Here is an 18,036-nt window from a genome sequence, read left to right on the forward strand (position 1 = left end):
GTCGCCGTGCTCTCGTAATGCGAGGTGGTCGGCGGACCCGGCGACGGTGTCGCGCGGCTCCTTCGTCGTCGCCGTCTCCGGTTCGATCGCGCTGGTCGGGTTCGGGCTCGACTCGGTCGTCGAGGTCGCCAGTGGGCTGATCATTCTCTGGCAGTTCCGCCACCCGGTTCCGGAATCGCGCGAGCGGCAGGCGCTTCGGGCCATCGCGATCTCCTTCTTGGCCCTGGCCGCCTACATCGCCGTCGAGTCCACGCGCGCTCTCATCACCCAGGACGCCCCGGACGGTTCGCGGGTCGGGATCGGGCTCACGATCGCCTCGCTTCTGATCATGCCGGTGCTCTCAACAGCCCAACGGCGGACCGGGCGGGCGCTCAACTCGAACGCGGTCGTTGCCGATGGCACGCAAACTCCGCTCTGTACCTACCTCTCGGCGGTACTCCTGCTCGGTCTGCTGCTGAACGCGACGCTCGGCTGGTTCTGGATCGACCCCGTCGCGGCTCTGATCATCGCGGTCGTCGCCGCCCGCGAAGGCGTCCAGGCCTGGCAGGGCAAAGGCTGCTGCTCGACCCGGCGACGCCGACTGCTGCTGAGCCTGGCGGCTGTTCCAGTACTGGTGATCGGTCAGTACGACCTGCAAAGTTGTGCCGTACCTCTGTCGCCGGCCGGCCGGGCGTGCGCTGCGTCGGCGCAGCGACTCACGGTGAGGCGTGGAGTATCCGATCGATGGCGGGTTCGAGCGCCTGGATCAGCTCGTCCCCGATCGCGAGGGCATCGGCGACGTCGGCAGCACTGACGGTTTCGGCCCGATACTCGGCACCGTGGCGAACGTAGCGCAGCTGGCCTGCGTCGGTGACGATCTGACGGCCACCGAAGGTGGCCGCGATCGCTCCCGCGGCCGCGAAAGTCGCAACGTGGGCGGACTGGCCTTTCGGCCGAAGACCGGTGGCCATCACCAGCGCGAGGCAGGTCTTGCGGCATGCGTCGTAGGCCAGTTGGAACGCGCCTTCGGGATCGTCGGCGTCGGCACCTGCGGCTGCTGTACGCAGGTGGTTGCCCGCCTGCCGCAGGAGGTTTGCGACAACCTCCTGGTCGGCCAAGACGCGCTCGATCTCACCTGCACTGATCAGGCTCGCGATCGTCGCCTGGGCTGCTGCGTTCACTTTTCGGCTCCGCTGTTGTCAAGGACGGTCAGGTGAGGGCTGCTGTGCACGTTCCGGAGAAAACCGGTGGATTGCCCGGCCCAGTCCTCCGGGCTGACGACGGTCAGCTGGACCGGTACGCCGAGTTGTTCCTCCAGCCGCGCGTTGGCCCGGCGCAGTTCGCGCGGCGAGGGGGAGCCAACCACGATCACGTCCACGTCGTTCGGGGGAGGTCCGGCCTCACCCTGGTAGCGCCTTGCCCAGGAGCCGATGATCACGGCTCGCTCAATGCCGCGGATGTCCGTCAGTGTTCGCGGTACCACGACGGCCGGTCCGTAGGCCCGGCCGAGAATCTGCATCAAGGGCTCGTAGTAGGGGCTGTCAGTATTGGCGGCGACCAGCCGGGTGTTCCCGGCCCGCCGCTCGCGCAGCAGTCCTCCCTCTACGAGCCGGTTCACCTCACGCAGTGTGTTGGGCTGCGCAACACCAGCGACCGGCGCCAGCGTCGCGATGGGCTGTTCGCGGTCCGGCACGAGGAACAGCCAGGCGAGGATCCTCGCCTGGGCCTCCGAGCGGAAGATCGGCATCAACGCTGACGGCCTAGTAGCCACATCTCGTATAGTACTATACGTTGATCGTATTTCGAAATCTGGAGCTCGGCCCCAGTCGAGCTTCTACGAGAGCGCGCGTTCCTGAGCAGGGCCTTCGCGGCCCGACCATGCTGGTGCCGGCCGCGATGCTGAGTACCGATGACTCCGGCTGCTGTCAGCGATTGACCGTGAACGTCGTGTTCCCGACGGTGCGAGGCGAGGTCTTGCCCGTCTCCGCGTGACGTCCTCGGGGCTGCTCCAATACCGGCGCCTGCGATCCGGCTGCTGCGATTCCCGTTTGCGCGGCCGAAACCCCGATGCGGGTCTCGACCCAGTCGCGCATACCGGGATCGGACACGGTCACGCGATCCCCGTTCGGGCTCTCCCGGAGCAACCCTCGCGCGACGAGCTGTGCGCGAGCGGCGTCGACCGTTTGCCACCTGTCCTCGCCGGCCTTGCGCATCTCGCCCTGCATCGACACCCCACGGGAGCCGCGCAGCGAAACCTTCGCCAGGAGGTCCTTCTCCGCGGGGGAGCAGTTGTTCCACTCTGCCTGGTACACGACCCGCGACTGGGCGTACACCCGCGCGGTCGCCGTCTTCGCCACCTCGGTGGTGAGGCCGTCCGGCTGCTGGGCGAGCTGTACTGCGCTGTCCGCCAGGTCGCGGAGCCGGCTGGGGCTGCCCCCGGCTGCGTTGACGAGGTTCGTCACTGCTTCCTGCTCGTACTGGATGCCGGCCTGCCGGAGTGGTTCGACGACTGCCGGGGCGAGCTCGTCGGCGGTCAGTGGTTTGCACTCGCGGATGTCGAAGCGCCGGGCCGCTTCGGTCGCGATGCCGGACACCCCGCCGGAGGCTCTCATCAGCCGGCTCATCGTCATCTCGCCGCCGGCGCCGATCAGGTAGATCGGCCTGCCGGTGCGTTCGAGGTGCTCGGAGAGTTCGGTCACCGCGGCCAGGTCGCGGTCGCTGGCGACGTCGAGGTCGTCGATCATCAGCATCACCGGCTGGTTCTTCTGGGCGGCCAGGTCGCCCAGCCGGTCGGCGAGCTGGTTGATCGAGGTGCCGACGGAGCCCCCTGGTCCGGCGTCCCACTGGGTCTTGCCGACGAACTGGATGGCCGGCACGACGAAGGGGCTGACGCGGACCTCGGCGCCGTTCTGCCGGTTGCGGTTGCGCGGGATCAGTTCCTTCAGCATCTTCTTCAGCTGCCGGGCGGCCCGGTGCCCGAACCGCTTCCGGAGATCGCCCAGGTCCTCGTTCATCGCCCGGACGAAGCGGTCCTCCAGCGGCTCCCGCGGCGCCGCCTTCACGCGGACACAGGTCCAGCCGTTCTCCTGGGCGAGCTGCTGGGCCCGGTCGAGCTCCAGCGTCTTGCCCATCCCCGGTCCACCGGTGAACAGCACCGAATTGCCGCCCGGCGCACGCAGGTCCAGCGAGATCGGCCGGCCCTGCTCGTCCGTCCTGGTCACCGTGTACGCCGGTCGCCGCGCGGTCCCGAACACCGAGGTCATCGCACCACGATCACCCGCGGCCTCGTCGGTGAAGCGGGCTGAAGGCAACGACCAGGTGAACACTCCGTGACCGCCGACGCCCGGCCGGCGCTTTTCCCGGGTCGGTTATGGTGAGTTAGGTGAGCCTAAGTTTCCGCCCTGCCGAGAGGACCGTGGTCGCGTGAGCAGCAGACCAGCACCCGCACCCCGTAACCGTCGCGCCAAGCTGGCCGTCGTGCGCCGGACCGAGCGGGTCACGCCGCACATGATCCGGGTCGTGCTCAGCTGTGCCGACTTCACCGACAACGGGATGACCGACCGGTACGTGAAGCTGCTGTTCCCGAAGCCCGGCGTCGAGTACCCGGATCCCCTGGACATGGGCGTCGTCCGCGAGGAGTTCCCGGCCGAGCAGTGGCCGACGATGCGGACGTACACGGTCCGGTCGTGGGACGAGGCCGCGCAGGAGTTGGCGATCGACTTCGTCCACCACGGGGACGAGGGGATCGCCGGGCCGTGGGCCGCGAGCGCGCAGCCGGGCGACAAGCTGTGGTTCAACGGGCCGGGCGGGGCGTACGCGCCGGACGCCGAGGCCGGCTGGCACCTGCTGGTGGGGGACGAGAGCGCGGTGCCAGCGATCGGTTCCGCGATCGAGGCGTTGCCGGCCGGGGCGAAGGCGAAGGTGTTCCTCGAGGTCGAGGACGAGTCGGAGGAGCAGAAGTTCGGTGGCTTCGGCGAGGTCGACCTGACCTGGTACCACCGGGCCGGTGCGGGCGTGGAGCGAGGCGAGCGGCTGGTCGAGGCGGTGACGTCGCTGGAGTTCCCACCGGGGGACGTGCACGTGTTCGTCCATGGTGAGGCCGGGTTCGTGTACAAGATCCGGCGCAACCTGTTCGCCGACCGCGGCCTGGCGCGCGACCGGGTCTCGCTGTCCGGCTACTGGCGGCTCGGCAAGAACGAGGACGGCTGGCAGGCCGAGAAGGCCGAGACCGCCCGCAAGGAACGCGAGTCCGCCACGTCCTGATCCGAATTCGTCGCTGTCTGTAAGGTTCGTCGCAGTACGCAACCGGAAGCGGTGGAGCTCCGTCGTAAGGGGCAGGAACCGGCGGCGTCGGACCGCCGGAGTCGAGGAGGTGTTCGGAATGCTCACGGAGAATCCGCTCGACCTCAGCCAGCTCGCCTACTTGTGCGGCGGACCCCGCCGGGCGGCGCTGACCACGCTGCTGACGTTGATCCAGCACCGGGCGATCGCGATCAGCCCGGCCCGCCGGGTCACGGTGCTCAGCCCGACCGCTTCGAACGAGCTGGAGCGCGCCGTGCTCGACGCCGTCCCCGCGACCGGGCTCGACCTGGACGCGGTGGTCGACGCGATCGTCCGCACCCCGGCGATGACGGAACTGCGCGCCTCGCTGATCCAGCGCGGCCTGGTGAACCGGTGGCGGCTGCTCACCCTGCGCGGCCGCCGGATGCGCCGCAAGGTCCGCGACACCGAGCGGTCCGGCCTCCCGCGGGTCGCGGTCGTCGGCGCCGAGGCGATCGCGGAGGCACGAATCCGCCAGCTCTTCAGCGGCCCGACCACCGAGCCGACCAGCGATCCGTCCGCACGCCCGGCGATGCACCCGGCCGCCGATCTCCGCAACGCCGGCTGAACCGTTTCCGGCGCGGCGGCGAACGCTCGACCACCTTGCCAGCGACGTGTACCTGACCCGGGACCAGTTCCGGCAGGTCCACGACGAGGTGTTTCCCGGCGCCCGGTACGACGACCTCGGCTTCGCCCTGGCGATGAGCTGGACCGACTCGCGCGACTAGGTCGTGCCGGCGGCGATCCGACGGTTCAGCATCTCCGCCAACGTCGCCGCCTGGTCCGTCGGGAGCACCCAGTCCTGGCCGGACGCCTGCAGGATGACGGCCGGTCCGGCGGTACCGATCGGTGCGTAGGGCAACGAAATCGGGAACTTCAGCCGCTCGGCCCCGCTCAGCTCCACCTCGAAGACCCCGGTCACCTTGCTCAGCGGATACGTCCGGCCGAGGTCGTCGGAGGTGAGCCCGCTCCGCGCCGCCCGCAGGACCGGCTGCCCCTTGATCGACACGGTGGACTTCCCCAGCGTCAAGGTGGTCAGCCGCACGCCCCGCAACCGGAAGCCCAGCTCGTACGGCGTGTCCGCGAGCCCTGGCTCCAGCGGGACCAGCAGCACGCGCTCGGCGTACCGGGCGAGCGCGACGCCGATGACCATGCCGAGCCACATCCCCGGCAGGAAGAGGAACGCGAGCCAGTACACGCCAAGGGCGACCGGGAACAGCGTCAGCACCAACCCGGCGATCGCGCCGAACAACGCGCCCACCACGCCCCAGAGCTGCGGCTGGTACCGATGCCGCCTCCGCAGCACGAGCCCGGCGGCCAGCATCGCCACCGGGATCACCGCGCCCAGCCACGCCGCCGAGCCGGCCGTCGACGCCATCCACAGCACCAGGCCGAGGAACGCCAGCGGCAGCCCGACGTACACGAGTCCCACGACCAGCTGGACCTGCCGATGCCGGCGCGCCATCTCCGCATTGATCACGCGAAAACCCAAGCACACCACGGGCCCGAACCCCTACTGTGCTGACCGATGAACTCCTTCGTGATTCCGCCCACGTTGCGGGACAGCTACGGCGGCGACGAGACCACGCGGGCCTGGCTCGAGGCTCTACCCGAGCAGGCGACCGAGTACCTGGACCGCTGGGAGCTCACCCTCGACGGGCCGTCCATGCACGGCGCCGGCTCGCTCGTCCTGCCGGTCCGCCAGATCGACGGGACCTCCGCGGTCCTCAAACTCCAGCCGTTCAACGAGGAGAACGCCGAGGAGGCGCTCGCCCTGCGGACCTGGAACCCGGACGACGTGGTGCGCGTACTCAAGGACGACCGGTCGACGGCCACCCTGCTGATCGAGCGACTCCACCTGCGGACCCTCAGCGACGTCCCGGACCACGAGGAGGCGACCCGGATCCTGGCCGAGTTGCTCGCCCGGCTGACCGCGGTACCGGCTCCGGCCGTCGTCCGCCGACTCGGGGACGTCGCGGCCGAGATGCTCGCGGACGCACCCACGCTGATCCCGAAGCTGGCGGATCCGGTCGATCGCGAGCTCGCCCACCGATGCGCGGCCGCGCTGGCCGAGGTGGCGACCGAACCGGGTGATCGGCTGCTGCACTGGGACCTGCACTACGACAACGTGCTCGCCGCCGACCGGGCGCCGTGGCTGGTGATCGACCCGAAGCCGTTGGCCGGGGACCCGGGGTTCGAGGTGTTCGCGGCGCTGAAGAACCGGTGGGACGACCTGGTCGCGAGCGGCGACCTGCCGCGGGCGATCCGGCGGCGGTTCGACCTGATGACCGAGATCGTCGGGCTGGAACGGGACCGCACGATCAGCTGGACGCTCGGCCGGATCCTGCAGAACGTTCTCTGGGACGTCGAAGCCGGCGAGACGAGGATCGAGCCGGTCCAGGTGGAGATCGCGGGGGCCTTGCTCGAACCGGCCGCCTGATTACATGATTACCTCGCGGGCTTCAGGAGGGGATCAAGGTGAGCACACCGACCGTGTACGAGTGGGCCGGCGGGGCGCAGGCGTTCCGGCGGCTGACCGAGGAGTTCTACGACCGGGTCCTCGAGGATCCGCTGCTCGCGCCCGTGTTCGCGCACATGAGCCCGCAGCACCGTGAGCACGTGACGATCTGGCTCGGTGAGGTGTTCGGCGGCCCGAAGCGGTACACCGAAGAGCTCGGCGGGTACCCGGCGATGCTCTCCCACCACCTGAACCTCGGCCTCACCGAGGAGCAGCGCGCTCGCTGGGCCGCCCTGATCGCGGCCAGCGCCGACCCGGCCGGGCTGCCCGACGATCCCGAGTTCCGGTCCGCCTTCGTCGCGTACGTCGAGTGGGGGACCCGGATCGCGCTGGCGAACTCGCAGCCCGGGGTGACCCCGCCGCCGGAGGCACCGGTACCGCGCTGGGGCTGGGGCGAGGCGCCGCCGTACCAGCCCTGACCCGGGACTGGTTGACTCCGAAGACACCCGGGGGCCGACCGGGGAACCATGGTTTCGGTACAGTCGCGGTTCACGACGACCCCGGGACGCGAGGGTGAACACTGTGACCGCTCAGCTCGAGTCTCCCGAGGCCGGCGCCGACGCGCTGCTGTCGATCGAAGGTCTGTGGAAGGTCTTCGGGCCGAAGGCGGGCCGGGTTCCGCACCGCCCCGAGCTGGCCGGCCTGAGCCGCGCCGAGCTGTACCGGCGGACCGGCTGTACCGCGGCCGTCCGGGACCTGAGCTTCGACGTCGCACCCGGTGAGGTCTTCGTCGTGATGGGGCTGTCCGGCTCCGGCAAATCGACCCTGGTCCGCTGCTTGACCCGACTGATCGAGCCGACCGCGGGCCGGATCGTGTTCGAGGGCGAGGACCTGCGGGCCGCCGACGAGAAGCGGCTGCGGACGCTGCGGCGGAGCAAGTTCTCGATGGTCTTCCAGCACTTCGGCCTGCTGCCGCACCGCAAGGTGATCGACAACGTCTCGTACGGCCTGGAGATCCGCGGCGAGAGCAAGCCGGACCGCCGGCGCCGCGCGCACGAGGTGATCGACCTGGTCGGCCTGCGCGGACACGAGAACTTCTACCCCGAGCAGCTGTCCGGCGGCATGCAGCAGCGCGTCGGCCTGGCCCGCGCGCTGGCGAACGACCCGGACGTGCTGCTCTTCGACGAGCCGTTCTCCGCGCTCGACCCGCTGATCCGGCGGGAGATGCAGACCGAGGTGGTCCGGCTGCACCGCGAGGTCGGCAAGACCATGGTGTTCATCACCCACGACCTGTCCGAGGCGCTCAAGCTGGGCGACCGGATCCTGCTGCTGCGCGACGGCGCCCCCGTCCAGCTCGGGACCGGCGACGAGCTGGTCGGCGCACCGGCCGACGACTACGTCCGCGAGTTCGTCCGGGACGTCCCGCGCGCCGACGTGCTGACGCTGCGCTGGATCGTGCGGCAGCCGCGCCCGGACGAGCAGCTCGACGGGCCGGAGCTCGGTCCCGACGTGCTGGTCCGCGAGGCGACCCGGCTGGTGCTGGAGGCGGACCGCCCGGTCAAGGTGGTCGCCGACGGGCAACTGCTCGGCGTGGTCGGCGACGAAGAGATCCTCGCCGTCGTCGCCGACAAGGCACCCGAGTCCGGCCGCCGCCTCGACCTGCCGGCCGGCGCCCGGGTCGATGCCGGAGTCACTGCGCCGGTCGACGCGCGGCTCGGAACTCAGGGTGAAGCCGGCCGTCCGGTGGACCCGGTCCGCGGTCCGGACCGGCGAGACCCCGCCTGATGGCGGCGATCACCGGGTCCGTCGAGCTCGAGGTCCGGCGGCCGCGGCGTGCGGTCCTCGTCGGGATCCTGCTGGTCGGCTGGCTCGCCGCGTTCTTCCTGCTCCGCGGGATCGACACCCTCGTCCTCGGCGGCCAGGAGACCACCCGGCTGCACCGTTGGCTGACCGAACAGGCCGACGTCCTCGGCTCCGGGAACGTCGTCTTCGACACGATCCGGGTCGCCGTCGGCCAGTTCGTGGTGCTGCTGCAGGACGTGATCGCCCAGCCGTCGTACGGGCGGCCCGTGCCGGTGATCGGCTGGCTCGGCGTGGTCGCGGTCTCGGCGTATCTGGCATGGGCGTTCGGCAACTGGAAGGTCGCGGTACTGACCGCCGCGGGGCTCACGTTCGTCGGCCTGCAGGGGCTGTGGCAGCAGAGTATGGACACGCTCGCCCTGACCCTCGCCGCGGTGCTGCTCGCGCTGCTGGTCGGGATCCCGCTCGGGATCTGGGCCGGGTTGTCGCACCGGATGTTCCGGGTCACCAAGCTCGTGCTCGACCTGATGCAGACGCTGCCGACCTTCGTATACCTCGCGCCGCTGACGCTGTTCTTCGCGATCGGCCCGGCCGCGGCGACGATCGCGACCGTGATCTACGCGGCGCCGCCCGTCGTCCGGCTGACCGCGCACGCGCTGCGCTCGGTGCCGACCGAGAGCGTCGAGGCGGCCCGGTCGCTCGGCTCCACCCGCGGCCAGACCCTGACGAAGGTGCAGCTGCCGCTGTCCCGCAGCACGGTCGTGGTCGGGATCAACCAGACGATCATGGCCGCGTTGTCGATGGTCACGGTGGCCGCGCTGATCGACGCGCCCGGTCTCGGCCAGACGGTGCTGAAGGCGCTGCAGACGCTCGACGTCGGGGTCGCGTTCAACGCGGGACTCGCGATCGTCGTGCTCGCGATCGTGCTCGACCGGGTGACCACCGCCGCGGGCGACCGGCCCTGGCGAACCGCGAGCATCCGGCGCAAGGCCCTGCTCGGCGCGGGCGCGGCCGGCGTACTGGTGGCGATCTGGTTCTCCCGGACGTACGTGTGGGCGGCCGAGTTCCCGGCCACGGCGGACGTCGGCTCCCGGATCGCGGTCGTCGCGACCGACGTGACCACCTGGGTCCAGGACGTCTTCGGCGGCTTCACCTACGGCGTCCGCGACGCGGTCACCACCGGCGTACTCAATCCGCTCCAGACACTGCTCACCGATTCGCCGTGGTGGCTCGTGTCGGTCGTGGTCGTGCTGCTCGCGTTGGTGCTCGGCGGTTGGCGGGCCGCGGTTCCGGCGGCGGCGTGCCTCGGCCTGCTGGTCGGGACCGGGGTCTGGCACGACGCGATGGTGACGCTCGCGTCGACGCTGCTGGCGACCGTGGTTGTGGTTGCCGTGGGCCTCGTTCTCGGTGTGTGGGCGGGGCGGAACCAGCGGATCGACAGCTGGATCCGGCCGGTCCTGGACGCGGGACAGACGATGCCGCCGTTCGTGTACCTGGTGCCGTTCCTCGCGTTGTTCGGCACCAGCCGGTTCACCGCGATCGCGGCGGCCGTCGTGTTCGCGGTCCCGGTGACCACCAAGATCGTGGCCGACGGGATCCGCGCGGTCCCGGTCGCGACGGTCGAGGCGGCGAACTCGGTCGGCTCCAGCAGCTGGCAGGTGATCAGCAAGGTCCAGCTGCCGGTGGCCCGCCGGGCGATCACGCTGGCGGTCAACCAGGGCCTCATCTACGTGCTGTCGATGGTCGTCGTCGGCGGCCTGGTCGGCGCCGGCGCCCTCGGGTACGACGTGGCCGCCGGCTTCGCGCAGAGCGAGCTGTACGGCAAGGGACTCGCGGCCGGCCTGGCCATCGTCCTGCTCGGCGTCATGCTCGACCGCATCACGCAGGCCGCAGCCCGGCCGCGGAAGTTCAGAGGAACAGTCGGAGGAGACAAGTGGTGACCAAGAAGCTCCGCTCCGTCGGGGTACTGACGGCGCTGGCACTCAGCCTGGCCGCGTGTGGTGGTGCGAAGGTCGGCGACGCCGAGCAGCCCGAGGCCGGTGGTGGCAAGGAGTGCGGCAGCTTCAACCTCGCCGTCAGCCCGTGGGTCGGCTACGAGGCGAACGCCGCCGTCGTCGCGTACGTGGCGACCAAGGAACTCGGCTGCAAGGTGGTGAAGAAGAATCTCAAGGAGGAGATCTCCTGGCAGGGCTTCGGCACCGGTGAGGTCGACGCGGTGCTGGAGAACTGGGGCCACGAGGACCTGAAGAAGAAGTACGTCGACGAGCAGAAGGTCGCCGTCGTCGTCGGGCCGTCCGGCAACAAGGGCGTGATCGGCTGGTACCTGCCGCCGTGGCTGGCCGCCGAGCGCCCGGAACTGAAGGACTGGAAGAACCTGAACAAGTTCGCCGCGCTGTTCAAGACCACCGAGTCCGGCGGCAAGGGCCAGCTGCTCGACGGCGACCCGTCCTTCGTCACCAACGACGAGGCGCTGGTGAAGAACCTCAAGCTGGACTACAAGGTCGTCTACGCCGGCAGCGAGACCGCGCTGATCCAGGCGTTCCGGGACGCGGAGAAGAACAAGAAGCCGGTGATCGGCTACTTCTACGAGCCGCAGTGGTTCTTCAACGAGCTCAAGCTGGTCAAGGTCGACCTGCCCGCGTACACCAAGGGCTGCGACGCGGACCCGGCGAAGGTGGCCTGCGACTACCCGGCGTACGACCTGGACAAGATCGTCGCGAAGAAGTTCGCCGACTCCGGCAGCCCGGCGTACGAGCTGGTGAAGAACTTCAGCTGGACCAACGACGACCAGAACCAGGTGGCGAAGTACATCGCCGAGGACAAGCTGAGCCCGGACGCCGCGGCCGAGAAGTGGGTCAACGACAACCGGGCGAAGGTCGACGCCTGGCTCGGGAAATAACCCCGGCGATCCGATCGACGTCGAACCGCTCCGCGGGCGGCAACGGGAGACCGACCGCCCGCCGGAGCGCTTCCGCCTCGGCCAACAGAGCCTCGGCCTCGGCCAGCAGGGTTTCGGCCTCGGTGAACACCGCGGCTGAGGCGTCGTCCGGTCGGGACAGGGCCGCGGCCGCCTTCGCCCCGGCCAGGCCCTCCAGGGCGAGCGCGATCGCGCGTTCGTCGCCGAGCTCCCGCGCCGCCTGGTGGCCGCGTTCGTGGAGCTCGGCCGCCCGTTCGTGGTCGCCGCGTTGTTCGGCGATGAAGCCGAGCTGGGCCGTGACGAAGGCGACTCCCGCGATCCCGCCGACCTGGGTCAGCCAGGTCAGCCACTTCCCCAGCCGTTCCTCGGCCTCGTCCAGCCGGCCCTGGCGTCGTGCGGCCAGCCCGAGCCCGACCTCGGCGTACTCCTCGGCGGACTTGTTCGAGTGCTCGATCGCGATCCGCCGAGCCGCCTCGTGCAACTCGTCGGCGCGCGCGTAGTCCCCGGTGAGCAACGCGATCCGGCCGAGACCCGAGGTACGGAACGAGACCTCGGTCCACAGTCCCAGCGACTCCGCCAAGCGCAGCGACTCCTGCAGGTACCCGGTGGCCTTCGGGTAGTCGCCGGTGATCTCGGCCGCGACGATCAACGCGTACCCGGCCTGCAGGCGTCCCCAGCCGTCACCGATCTCGCCGAACAGTCGCAGGCTCTCCTCACCGTCCCGCCGCATCGCCGGGAGATCCGCGTGCGTGATCGCGAGCTGGGCCCGGGTACTCAACGTTGCCGCGAGCCCCCACTTGTCGCCCGCCCGGGTGAACGTCGCGATCGCCTGGTCGATCCGCCGCATCAGCAGCTCCGGATCGCCGTACGCCCATTGCGTCGCGGTGAGGAACCACAGTGCTCGTGCCTGGCCGATCGGCTCGTCGAACTCGTCGTACGAGCTGAGCGCGCTCTCGCTGGCCTCGGTGAGGTTGCTGCCGTCGGCGGCCGTGGCGGTGAAGCCGACCTGCCAGACCATCGCGGCGGCCCGGGCTGGGCTGGGATCCGGGTTCCGCTCCAACGCGGTCGCGAGGGCGCGGCGGCCCTCGCCGAGACGGCCGCGGAGGTACCAGTACCAGGCGGCCGCGTTCACCAGGCGGAGGGCTTGCTGTGGTGAGGCGTACTGCAGGGCGAGGCGGAGGTTGGCGCTCTCCTGGTCGAGGCGTTCGAGCCAGGTGCACTGGTTGTCGCCGCGAAGTTGGGGCTCGGCGCGTTCGGCGAGGGCCGCGTAGTACGCCGCGTGCCTGGTCCTGGTCCGGGCGGTCTCACCGGCTTCGGCGAGACGCTCCTGGCCGTACGCGACGACGGACTCGAGCAGGCGGTACCGGTCGCCGGTGGGGACCACGAGCGACCTGTCGACAAGTCGCCCTACCAACTCGGCCGGCTGGTCCCCGACCTCCGCGGCCGCCTCGAGGGTGAAGCCGTCGGCGTGGACCGCGAGCCGGCGCAACATCGTCCGCTCGTCCGCACCGAGCAACTCCCAGCTCCAGTCGAGCGTCGCCCGCAGGGTCCGCTGCCGCTCCGGTACGCCCCGACCGCCGGCGAGCAGGCGGAACCGGTCGTCGAGCCCGGCGGCGAGATTCGCCAGCCCGAGTCCGCGGACCCGGGTCGCGGCCAGCTCGAGCGCGAGCGGGATCCCGTCGAGCTGCCGGCAGATCGCGGTGACCGCCTCGGCGTCGTCCACGACCCCGGCGGCCGCGATCGCGCGAGCGGTGAACAACTCGGCCGCCGAGTCGTCGTCGAGTGGGACAACCTCGAACAGCCGCTCGCCCACGAGCCCGAGCGCCTCCCGGCTCGTGGCCAGCACCCGCATCTCCGGGACCTCGGCCAGCAGTTGGCGTACGGTGTCGGCCGCCGCATCGAGCAGGTGCTCACAGTTGTCGAGGACAACCAAACCGGGTCGCGATCGCAACGCCTGCCCGACCCGGGCCGGCAGGTCCGAGCTGTCGTCCCGTACCCCGACCACCGCAGCGACAGCGCCCACCACGTCAGCCGCCCCGACACCGGCCAGCTCGACCCAGTACGCCGTCGCCTTGGTCGCTAGCTCGACCGCGAGCCGCGTCTTGCCAACGCCGCCCGGACCGATCAGGGTCACCAGCCGGTTGGTCTTGAGGAATTGGGCGGCGTCCTTCATTGCCTGGTCGCGACCGATGAGGTGATCCAGGGGCATCGGCACGGTCGAACGCGGCTGAGCCGACAAACCGGGATCGTGCCGGAGGATCGCCTCGTGGATCGCGGCCAGCTCCGGACCGGGATCCGCGCCGAGCTCGTCCGCGAGGAGCTCGCGCAGCTCGGCGAAGGCCCGCAGCGCCTCGTCCTGGCGACCGGCCCGATAGAGCGCGCGCAGCTGGATCCCGCGAAGGCGCTCGCGCAACGGATGGTCCGAGACCAGCGCGACCACCTCGCCGAGGACCTCGTCCCCTTGGGTCTGACGGAGCTCCAGGTGATCCTCGAGCGTCGTCAGCCGCAGCTCCTCCAGCCGATCCCGGGCCGTCCTCGCGAACTCGGCGTCCACCACATCGGCGTACGCGGGTCCCCGCCACAGCCCGAGGGCGGCCGCGAGCTCGCCGTTTCCGCGGAGCCGCTCGAATTCGTTGCTGTCGACAACGTCCTCCGGGACGTCCAGCGTGTACCCACCGGCGCCGTGACGGACCAGCGACCGCGCACCCGGCTCGGCCCGCTCGAACGCGGTCCGCAACTGCGAGACCCGCGCCTGCAACGTCCCGATCGCGTTGCGGGGCGGCTTGGCGCCCCAGAGGTCGTCGATCAGCCGGTCCGCGGGCACCGGCCGCCCGCGGTGTACGAGCAGGTCGAGCAGCAACGTGCGGACCTTGGTGTCGGGCACGACGACGGGCTCGCCGGCGTCGGTCCGCACGACGAGCGGCCCGAGCACCTCGAAGTACACGCCGCAACAGTAGCCAGCCCGAACGACACCCGTAGGGAATCCGTAGCGCGCTCGCCGAGCATCGAGCCATGAGTACCCGAGAAGCAGTCACCGTCATCGGCCTCGGCGCCATGGGCTCGACCATGGCGGAGGTCCTGCTCGCCGCCGGCCACCCCACCACCGTCTGGAACCGCACTCCCGGTCGCGCCGACCGCCTGGTCACGGCCGGCGCCGTCGAAGCACCCACCGCGGCCGAGGCGGTCGCGGCGTCCAGCCTGATCGTGATCAGCCAGGTCGACTACAACGCCATGTTCGACTCCGTCGCCGACGCGGACCTGACCGGCAAGGTCCTCGTCAACCTCAGCTCCGACAGCCCTGAACGTCTCCGCGCGGCCAGCACCTGGGCCACGGACCACGGCGCCACCCTCGTCACCGGCGGCATCATGGTCCCGCCGCCCGGTATCGGCCAGCCCACCGCGTACTCGTTCTACAGCGGACCGCGGGACTCGCTCGACCGGCACAGCGCCACGCTGGAGGTGCTCGGCCGGGTCGAGTACGTCGGGTCTGACCCGGGCCTGGCGATGCTCTTCTACCAGGCCATGCTGAACATCTTCTGGACGACACTCACCAGCTACTTCTACTCCGCCGCGCTGATCGGTACAGCGGGCGTCGACCTCGGCAGCCTCCGCGGGTACGTCGCGACGATGCTGACCGAGGTCACCGAGGACGGCCCGATGGGTTTCCTCAACCTGATCACCACCGAGCTCGAGCGCGGCGAGTACCCGGGCGAGCAGAACAACCTGCACATGCAGGCCGTCGGCGCCGAGCACCTGGCCGACACGTTCGCGCAGAACGGTCTGGACACGACGATGCCGGGTGCGCTGGCCGCGCTCTTCGCCCGAGCGGACGCCGAAGGACACGGCCGGCAGGGCCTGACCTCGGTGGTGGAGTCGATCCGGAAGCCGGTCGCCTAGACCCGAGGACGGTGTTCGAGGCCCCCGGCAACTATCACGGGGGCCACGGGCAACGCCGACGACACGCCGGAAATCGGCCGAAACCCGGTAGCGTCGGTCCCATGATCATCGTGACAGCTGCACTGAAGGGCGGGGTCGGCAAGACAACCACGTCGGTGTACCTCGCCGCGCTGGCATCTTCCAACCGCCGCACAGCCACCCTCATCGACGCTGATCCGCAGGGCAGCGCGGCGGACTGGATCGAGGCGTCCGACGACGACAACCTGGACCGGATCGAGATCGCCGAGGCACCGACCGAGCGGCTGCTCACCAAAGCCCTGGACAAGGTCCCACCCGAGGGCATCGGCGTCGTCGACATGCCGCCGTCGCACGAAAGGCTGCTGAACAAGGCCCTGGAACGCGCCCGCATCGTGCTGATCCCGACCAGGGTCGGCGGCGTCGAAACCCCGCGAGTCAAAGCAGTCCTCGACCTGGTCCCGGACGAAACCCCAGTCGGCCTGGTCATCTGCTCGGCCCGCACCTACACCAGGGCGTACCAGGAAACCATGCAGCAGTACGCCTCCGAGAACATCCCGGTCTGGGGCACCATCCCCGAAAGAGTAAGCATCACCGCCGGCCCAGCAGGCCCCCTCGCCCCAGACGGCCTGGACTCCTACAAAAAAGTCTGGCGAAAAGTCCTGGCCGCAGCCCGAAGCTGAGGGTCGGATTCAGGAATAACCAAGGACTGGATTTCGCGGCTGGTCCTCGATGTCGGCGGCAACAAGGTTCGCAGTCTCGGGCTGGGCACGCGAGCTAGCTCGCAGCAGTTGTCGGGGCAGCAGGCCAAGCGGAGGCGCGCGGGTGGTCGATCAACCACCCGCGCACCGCCAACCTAATAGCTGCGAGCTCACTCGCGCGCCCGACCACAAGCGAGAAGCAGTCGTACGCCCAGCTGACCCCCAGGTTGTTTGATGAATGACGTGTTACAGCCCGCCACCCATCACACAACCCGCCACCCAGGCCTGTGGTGTCTCGCATCCGCCCGCCACGTTCGGGCGCGCTAAACCTCAACGCTTGCCTAAACAACTGCTGCGAGCTCACTGGTGGACCCTGGTGGTGTTGGTGGCCGTGGATGGTTACCGATGCACCCCTGGGGGCCGTCGGATCATCGCCGTGCGAGCTGGATGCTGGGGGATGTCCGGAGCAAGTTGTGCGGGGTTCGGCGGTTTCTGGGTCATGCCGACCGTCGACAGGGCTTTGCGCCGTGGAGCGCCGACAGTGAGCGATGCGGCAGTCGTGGCCTGGACCCCGCACCCAAAAGGGGTGCCTCCCCACTGGGACTAGCAGCGAGGAGGCTGACGTGGAGTCTGCCAGAAACACCCTGTCCGAGGAACCACTCAACGGTGTGACCGCCGGTCTGGACTGGGCGCGTGATGATCATGCGGTCGCGGTGGTCGATGGCCGCGGTGTCGAGTGTGAGCGCTGGACGGTTCCCAACACCGGCCCGCAGCTGCGGCGGCTGGTCGAGCGGCTGCAGAAACTGGGCGTGGCCGAGGTAGCGATCGAACGCGGTGACGGCCCGGTCGTGGCGGCACTGCTCGAGGCCGGACTCACCGTGGTGGTGATCAGCCCGAACCAGTTGAGGAACCTGCGCGGCCGGTACGGATCGGCCGGGAACAAAGACGACCGGTTCGACGCGTTCGTGCTGGCCGACACCCTGCGCACCGACCGGGCCCGGCTGCGGCCACTCACCCCTGACAGCCCCGCCACGATCACCCTGCGCCAGACCTGCCGGGCCCGCAAAGACCTGGTCGAACACCGCGTGGCCGTGGCCAACCAGCTACGCGCCCACCTGTTGATCAACTTCCCCGGCGCGGTCGGACTGTTCAACCGGATCGACGCCCCGATCAGCCTGCGGTTCCTGACCCGGTTCGACTGCCAAGACCGCGCCGACTGGCTCACCCCGACCCGGCTGGCCGCCTGGCTCCGCTCGACCGGCTACTGCGGCCGCACCAGCCCCGCCGTCCTGCACACCCGGCTAACCACCGCACCCCGCGGCACCACCGGCCCCGCCAGCACCGCCAACCGCCACATCACCCACGCCCTGGTCGCCGTCCTGACCTGTCTCAACACCCAGATCACCACCCTGAACGACCAGATCGCCACCCAACTCGCCCACCACACCGACGCGCACATCTTCACCAGCCTGCCCCGCTCCGGCACCATCCGCGCCGCCCGCCTACTCAGCGAACTCGGCGACTGCCGCGCCCGCTACCCCACCCCACAAGCCCTGACCTGCCTGGCCGGCGTCGCTCCCACCACCCGCCAATCAGGCACCCAACGCACCGTCCACTACCGCTTCGCCGCCGACAAACAACTCCGCGACGCCATCTGCGACTTCGCCGCCGACTCCCGCAAAACCAACCCCTGGGCCGCCAACCTCTACCACCAAGCCCGCAACCGCGGACACACCCACCCCCACGCCGTCCGCATCCTCGCCCGCGCCTGGCTCCACATCATCTGGCACTGCTGGCAACAACACACCCCCTACCAACCCACCCACCACCACGCACTCCAACGCCTACTCACACCCCAAACCAACCACCCACGTTGACACAGGACACTTGCTCGCGTCCCCGGCTACAGGTCGCAGAATCTCTTACTGCTTACCTCAGCGGGGCAGTTC

The 18,036-nt window shown here is 70.0% G+C and carries 16 protein-coding genes; 11 read left to right on the plus strand and 5 right to left on the minus strand.

The window, feature by feature from the left end; genetic code table 11:
* Positions 1-46: 46 nt before the first annotated feature.
* On the plus strand, positions 47-793 hold the full coding sequence (locus tag FB561_RS08730) for a cation efflux transmembrane domain-containing protein (protein ID WP_145804838.1): 747 nt from the start codon (positions 47-49) through the stop codon (positions 791-793).
* On the opposite strand, the gene FB561_RS08735 is transcribed toward FB561_RS08730, so the two are convergent.
* From FB561_RS08735 to FB561_RS08745, 3 genes are all read right to left on the minus strand, one after another.
* Positions 696-1,160, minus strand: coding sequence for a hypothetical protein (locus FB561_RS08735; RefSeq protein WP_145804840.1), 465 nt, complete (start codon positions 1,158-1,160; stop codon positions 696-698). The two genes, FB561_RS08730 and FB561_RS08735, sit on opposite strands and share 98 nt — an antisense overlap.
* A complete protein-coding gene (locus FB561_RS08740; protein WP_145804842.1) occupies positions 1,157-1,726 on the minus strand; it encodes an ArsR family transcriptional regulator in 570 nt (189 codons plus the stop codon). Before FB561_RS08740 ends, FB561_RS08735 begins: the two co-directional genes overlap by 4 nt.
* Positions 1,727-1,904: 178 nt before the next feature.
* Entirely contained in the window at positions 1,905-3,242 is a 1,338-nt protein-coding gene (locus tag FB561_RS08745; protein WP_145804844.1) for an AAA family ATPase, read from the minus strand.
* Positions 3,243-3,402: 160 nt separating this feature from the next.
* On the opposite strand from FB561_RS08745, the gene FB561_RS08750 reads away from it, so the two are divergent.
* Together FB561_RS08750 and FB561_RS08755 are read left to right on the plus strand one after the other, a co-directional pair.
* On the plus strand, positions 3,403-4,242 hold the full coding sequence (locus tag FB561_RS08750; RefSeq protein WP_145804846.1) for a siderophore-interacting protein: 840 nt from the start codon (positions 3,403-3,405) through the stop codon (positions 4,240-4,242).
* A 109-nt stretch (positions 4,243-4,351) separates the two neighbouring features.
* Positions 4,352-4,867: a TIGR04222 domain-containing membrane protein gene (locus tag FB561_RS08755; RefSeq protein WP_272952539.1), complete on the plus strand. Its 516-nt coding sequence runs from the start codon at positions 4,352-4,354 to the stop codon at positions 4,865-4,867.
* 156 nt (positions 4,868-5,023) lie between these two features.
* Here FB561_RS08755 and FB561_RS08765 read toward each other — a convergent pair whose 3' ends face one another.
* Positions 5,024-5,779 carry an MFS transporter gene (locus FB561_RS08765; RefSeq protein ID WP_145804850.1) on the minus strand — a complete coding sequence of 252 codons (756 nt, stop codon included), beginning with the start codon at positions 5,777-5,779 and terminating at the stop codon, positions 5,024-5,026.
* 48 nt (positions 5,780-5,827) lie between these two features.
* Between FB561_RS08765 and FB561_RS08770 the strand changes: the two genes are divergently transcribed.
* The 5 genes from FB561_RS08770 (at position 5,828) to FB561_RS08790 (ending at position 11,456) form a co-directional block, all read left to right on the plus strand.
* Positions 5,828-6,739, plus strand: coding sequence for an aminoglycoside phosphotransferase family protein (locus FB561_RS08770; RefSeq protein ID WP_145804852.1), 912 nt, complete (start codon positions 5,828-5,830; stop codon positions 6,737-6,739).
* A 38-nt stretch (positions 6,740-6,777) separates the two neighbouring features.
* A complete protein-coding gene (locus tag FB561_RS08775; RefSeq protein ID WP_145804854.1) occupies positions 6,778-7,236 on the plus strand; it encodes a group II truncated hemoglobin in 459 nt (152 codons plus the stop codon).
* A gap of 103 nt (positions 7,237-7,339) precedes the next feature.
* Positions 7,340-8,542 (plus strand): quaternary amine ABC transporter ATP-binding protein, encoded by a 1,203-nt coding sequence (locus tag FB561_RS08780; protein WP_145804856.1) that lies wholly within the window; start codon positions 7,340-7,342, stop codon positions 8,540-8,542.
* Positions 8,542-10,497 (plus strand): ABC transporter permease subunit, encoded by a 1,956-nt coding sequence (locus FB561_RS08785; RefSeq protein WP_145804858.1) that lies wholly within the window; start codon positions 8,542-8,544, stop codon positions 10,495-10,497. Before FB561_RS08780 ends, FB561_RS08785 begins: the two co-directional genes overlap by 1 nt.
* A complete protein-coding gene (locus FB561_RS08790) occupies positions 10,494-11,456 on the plus strand; it encodes an ABC transporter substrate-binding protein (protein ID WP_238334722.1) in 963 nt (320 codons plus the stop codon). The genes FB561_RS08785 and FB561_RS08790 overlap by 4 nt, the downstream gene beginning before the upstream one ends.
* Here the strand turns inward: FB561_RS08790 and FB561_RS08795 are convergent.
* Complete coding sequence (locus FB561_RS08795) at positions 11,413-14,418, minus strand: AfsR/SARP family transcriptional regulator (protein ID WP_145804862.1); 3,006 nt, start codon at positions 14,416-14,418, stop codon at positions 11,413-11,415. The genes FB561_RS08790 and FB561_RS08795 overlap by 44 nt on opposite strands.
* Positions 14,419-14,486: 68 nt before the next feature.
* Between FB561_RS08795 and FB561_RS08800 the strand changes: the two genes are divergently transcribed.
* From FB561_RS08800 to FB561_RS08810, 3 genes are all read left to right on the plus strand, one after another.
* Positions 14,487-15,371 (plus strand): NAD(P)-dependent oxidoreductase, encoded by an 885-nt coding sequence (locus FB561_RS08800; RefSeq protein WP_145804864.1) that lies wholly within the window; start codon positions 14,487-14,489, stop codon positions 15,369-15,371.
* 101 nt (positions 15,372-15,472) lie between these two features.
* Complete coding sequence (locus tag FB561_RS08805) at positions 15,473-16,069, plus strand: ParA family protein (protein WP_145804866.1); 597 nt, start codon at positions 15,473-15,475, stop codon at positions 16,067-16,069.
* A 641-nt stretch (positions 16,070-16,710) separates the two neighbouring features.
* A complete protein-coding gene (locus FB561_RS08810; protein ID WP_145804868.1) occupies positions 16,711-17,964 on the plus strand; it encodes an IS110 family RNA-guided transposase in 1,254 nt (417 codons plus the stop codon).
* Positions 17,965-18,036: the final 72 nt, after the last annotated feature.

Source organism: Kribbella amoyensis (assembly GCF_007828865.1).
Classification (GTDB): domain Bacteria; phylum Actinomycetota; class Actinomycetes; order Propionibacteriales; family Kribbellaceae; genus Kribbella; species Kribbella amoyensis.